Origin of the sequence: Streptomyces sp. NPDC057654 (assembly GCF_042800135.1) — a bacterium.
In the GTDB taxonomy this organism is placed as follows: domain Bacteria; phylum Actinomycetota; class Actinomycetes; order Streptomycetales; family Streptomycetaceae; genus Streptomyces.
Genome location: NZ_JBHVHQ010001101.1, coordinates 1 through 2,405 on the forward strand (window position 1 = coordinate 1; position 2,405 = coordinate 2,405).

Consider the following 2,405-nt stretch of genomic DNA (forward strand, 5'->3'; position numbering starts at 1 on the left):
GGCCCGCGTACGCGCCGACGGACACGCCCGGCGGGAGGCTGCCGCACAGGGCGACGGCGGAGGCGTCGGCGAGGAGCGTCGCGTACGTGCCGGTGAAGGACTCCCACTCGGCGGGCGTGACGGTGGGGCCGGCCTCGTTGAGCTGGGTGGTGTCGCCGGTCGCGGCGTCGACGACGCCGACGGTGCGGCGGGTGGTCCCGGCGATGGGAACGAGGGCGTCGGTGAGGGCGCCGGGCGCGGCGGCGGATCTCCCCGCGGCGTTCGCGCCGGAACCGTTCGCCTCCGCGGCCCCGTCGCCGCCGTCCCGCAGCCGGGCGCGGAGCGCCTCGCCCGTGATGCCGCCCGCGAACCCCGTGACGACCGTGTCATGCCCCAGGGCGGCCAGTACGCGCGCGACGTTGAGGCCCTTGCCGCCGGGGCGTTCGATGACCTCGGTGACGCGGTGGGAGGAGTGCCGCCGCAGCTGTGGCACCCGGTAGGTGATGTCGAGGGCGGCATTGAGAGTGACGGTGAGGATCACATGGACCACCCCTGGAGACGCGCGTGCTGTGCCATCGCGATCATGCCAAACAGAAGGCGGCCAGCCCAGGTCCAGGGGCCGACCGCCGTCGTTCGCAGCCGATTCGCAATCGGTCGCCGACATGTGCAGCCACCGCACAGCCACGCGGAACCACCCCTTCAGGTGGTTTGGGGCATTAACCGCCGCTAATGGTCGCGGGCTTGACGATCCATTCGCCGTGCCGCATGACGCCCACCAGGTCGTACGAGGCGTCGAACACGACCAGGTCCGCGTCCTTGCCGGGCTCCAGCGAGCCCACGCGGTCGGCCACGCCCAGCAGCCGCGCGGGGTTGGCGGACAGGGCCCGTACGACGTCCTCGACGGGCAGCTTGTCGACGGTCAGCGCCCGCTTGAAGGCCGTGTCCAGGGTGAGGGTCGAGCCCGCGATGGCGCCGGCCGTGGGGCCGTCGGCGATGCGCGCGACGCCGTCCGTGACGTCGACCCGCATGGGACCGAGCGGGTACTGCCCGTCCGACATGCCGGCCGCGCCCATCGCGTCCGTGATGAACGCGGTACGGGCCGCCCCGGCGCGGGAGAACGCCAGCTCCAGGATCGAGGGGTGCAGATGGGTGCCGTCGTTGATCAGCTCGACGGTGATCCGCTCGTCCTCCAGGAGGGCCGCGATGGGGCCGGGCGCGCGGTGCAGGAGTGAGGGCATCGCGTTGAAGAGGTGGGTGGCCACGGTCGCGCCCGCCTCGATGGCCTCCTGCGCGGCGTCGTAGTCGGAATCCGTGTGGCCGACGGCCGCGATGACGCCCGACTCGGCGAGCAGCCGTACGGAGTCGAGGCCGCCGGGGAGCTCGGGGGCCAGCGTCACCATCTTCGCCGCGCCGCGCGCCGCCTCGACGAGCTTGCGCACGTCCGCGGGGTCGGGGTCGCGCAGCAGCTCGGGCTGGTGCGCGCCGCAGCGGTGCGAGGAGATGAACGGTCCCTCGAAGTGGATGCCCGCCAGGTCGCCCTGCTCGGTCAGCTCGGACAGGACGCCCGCCTGCCGGGCGAGGTCGTCGAGGCTGCCGGTGACGGTCGAGGCCACCGTCGTGGTGGTGCCGTGCGCGCGGTGCGTGTGGATCGCGGTGAGCGCCTCCTCGGCGGTGCCGCCGGAGAACGAGGCCCCGCCGCCGCCGTGCACGTGCATGTCGACGAAGCCGGGAACGATCCAGTGCCCGGTCAGGTCCAGCGCCGCCGCGCCCTCCTGCCCCCGCGGCGAGGCCGTCCCGGCGTCGACGACGCGCCGGCCTTCCACCGTGACGCGGCCGTCCTCGACCACGCCGCCCGGCAGCACCACCCTTGCGCCCGAGAGAACCGTTCGTTCGACCATCAGGCGGTAACCTCCGTGGATTTCGTGGCGAGCAGATCCCAGGCGAGCAGCCCCGCGCCGAGGCATCCGGCGGTGTCCCCGAGGGCTGCCGGGACGATGGTGGGGACCTTGTGGAACGTGACGCGGTCGGCGATGGCCGCGCGCAGCGGTGTGAACAAGGTTTCCCCCGCTTCGGCGAGCCCGCCACCGATGATGAGCGTGCGGGGGTCGAGCAGGGTCAGGCCGATGAGGAGGCCGTCGGCGAGGGCGCCGACCGCCTCGTCCCAGACGGCACGCGCGCGTGGGTCGCCGGACTCGACGGCCTTCGCGCAGTCCGCGGCGTCGGCCTCCGGGTCGCCGCTGGCGGCGGCCCAGGCGCGGCTGACGGCGGAGGCGGAGGCCATGGTCTCCAGGCAGCCGCGCTGCCCGCAGCTGCACTCCCGACCGCCGGGTCGCACCACGATGTGGCCGATCTCGCCGGCGTACCCGTGGGCGCCCGCCTCGATCCGGCCGTCGATGCCGATGGCGCCCGCGATGCCGGTGCCGAGC

At 74.1% G+C, this 2,405-nt stretch carries 3 protein-coding genes; all 3 read right to left on the bottom strand.

Going from position 1 to position 2,405, the window contains the following annotated elements; all coding sequences use genetic code 11:
* On the bottom strand, nt 1-520 hold a 520-nt coding region (locus ACFU99_RS40905), incomplete at its 3' end, for a 1-phosphofructokinase family hexose kinase (protein WP_384403047.1).
* Between the two features lie 175 nt (nt 521-695).
* Nucleotides 696-1,877: an N-acetylglucosamine-6-phosphate deacetylase gene (gene nagA / locus ACFU99_RS40910; RefSeq protein WP_384403051.1), complete on the bottom strand. Its 1,182-nt coding sequence runs from the start codon at nt 1,875-1,877 to the stop codon at nt 696-698.
* A partial coding sequence (locus ACFU99_RS40915; protein ID WP_384403054.1) for an ROK family protein occupies nt 1,877-2,405 on the bottom strand: 529 nt, incomplete at its 5' end. The genes ACFU99_RS40915 and nagA, both read right to left, overlap by 1 nt.

What these genes read in the sequence shown, in the direction of transcription:
- nagA (WP_384403051.1), bottom strand. Translation starts at nt 1,877, where the DNA reads ATGGTCGAACGAACGGTTCTCTCGGGCGCAAGGGTGGTGCTGCCGGGC.